Genomic DNA, 1,549 nt, shown 5'->3' with positions numbered 1-1,549 from the left:
TTCATTACTGCCGCTTAACTGGATTATATCATACTTTCCGCAATCGTGGAAATTTCTGATTTTTACCCTTAATTCCTACTTTGTGGACATACGGCACAGGGCACAAAAATGTTCTATGATACAGGTAGTTCATCGATGGATTATTCCAATCGAATGACCAGCCTGTGTGGGATATGCTTCCCCGGCGATGTAGCGCCATGACTTTTGGCAGGGATATGGAGGAACCCTGACCGAAACGAGCGTACCAAAGGGAGCGATACGCCGCTGTGAGATTCAGGGGAGGAACGACACCGGGGAGAACTGGCGAACTGATACCGAAATGATACCGAAACACGACAATCTGATAGGGGGATAGTCTAATACTTCTGGAGATTTTAGACGGCTCTATGACCGTAATTTTGCCGAAAATCGCCCCGAAACTATACACTAAAACGGGAGGAAACGCAATATGCCGAGAATGAGCAAAAAGAGGAAGCATGAGCTTTCTTTTTACCTCAATGACCGGGGGCGTGTCACTTACAACGAATTATGCCGGAAATGCAAGCATGGGTGCAAGCAGAGCTTCCGGGCGGTTGTGGTTGACTGCCCCCGTTATTTATCCAAAAGAGCAAAGAAAAAGGAGGAACACACCGAATGAATTTTGAATTTATGACGATAGGCACACCGTTGCCGCCCTGTATGCCCTTTCCCAGAGCGTTGACAGGATTTCCAGTCAGCAGCACCGCAAAGGTCATGTACTGCCGGATGTTGGACGCTATGCTATCCAACGGACAGGAGGACGAGAACGGAATCCTGTTTATCTGCTTCCCTGTCACAGCCATTGCCGCAGTCCTGTCCCGCAGCCCCATGACGGTCAAGCGTTCTCTGAATGAACTGGAAACCGCCGGACTGATCATGCGAGTGCGTCAGGGCGTTGGAGAACCAAACAGGATTTATGTGCTGATACCGGGAAATATGTACTGCCGGATGTTGGACGCTATGCTATCCAACGGACAGGAGGACGAGAACGGAATCCTGTTTATCTGCTTCCCTGTCACAGCCATTGCCGCAGTCCTGTCCCGCAGCCCCATGACGGTCAAGCGTTCTCTGAATGAACTGGAAACCGCCGGACTGATCATGCGAGTGCGTCAGGGCGTTGGAGAACCAAACAGGATTTATGTGCTGATACCGGGAAAGGAGGACGCTGCCCTTGCCTGATACCTCAAAGCTGGAAAAGCTCAACCGAGAGTTGGAAAAGAGTGAAAAGAAACTGCGGAAAGCCATCAATGATGAAAAGGCATTGCAGCACCAGCTAAAGCAGCTTACCCGAAAAGAACGGACACACCGGCTCTGTACTCGTGGCGGTATGCTGGAAAGTTTTCTGCAAGAGCCGGAACGCCTGACAGATGATGATGTCATGCTGTTGTTGAAACTCATTTTTCACAGGCAGGACACGCAGGAACTATTGAAGAAACTGCTGGAACGGGAGAAGCCGGAAACCCCTTAGTTTACTAAGGGCGCAATTATACACCACCCAAAGGTTGGTGCATTGCGTTCTCCGAAGGCTCCT

2 protein-coding genes and 2 pseudogenes are annotated in these 1,549 nt (G+C 50.0%); all 4 read left to right on the top strand.

Translation table 11 applies throughout. From position 1 onward, the window contains the following. The first annotated feature begins 448 nt into the window (after positions 1-448). Complete coding sequence (locus DXD12_RS15030; RefSeq protein ID WP_002584330.1) at positions 449-637, top strand: hypothetical protein; 189 nt, start codon at positions 449-451, stop codon at positions 635-637. Beyond that, positions 634-951: pseudogene (locus DXD12_RS15025) on the top strand (DeoR family transcriptional regulator); the annotation flags it as partial. The gene DXD12_RS15030 and the pseudogene DXD12_RS15025, both read left to right, overlap by 4 nt. Before the next feature lie 3 nt (positions 952-954). Beyond that, positions 955-1,197, top strand: a pseudogene (locus tag DXD12_RS15020) (DeoR family transcriptional regulator); the annotation flags it as partial. Further along, positions 1,190-1,486 carry a DUF3847 domain-containing protein gene (locus DXD12_RS15015; protein WP_002594808.1) on the top strand — a complete coding sequence of 99 codons (297 nt, stop codon included), beginning with the start codon at positions 1,190-1,192 and terminating at the stop codon, positions 1,484-1,486. The pseudogene DXD12_RS15020 and the gene DXD12_RS15015, both read left to right, overlap by 8 nt. Positions 1,487-1,549 lie beyond the last annotated feature (63 nt).

Source organism: Clostridium sp. TF11-13AC (genome assembly GCF_003481065.1).
Classification (GTDB): Bacteria; Bacillota; Clostridia; order Lachnospirales; family Lachnospiraceae; genus Otoolea; species Otoolea fessa.
This window is presented reverse-complemented; position numbering and strand designations above follow the sequence as displayed.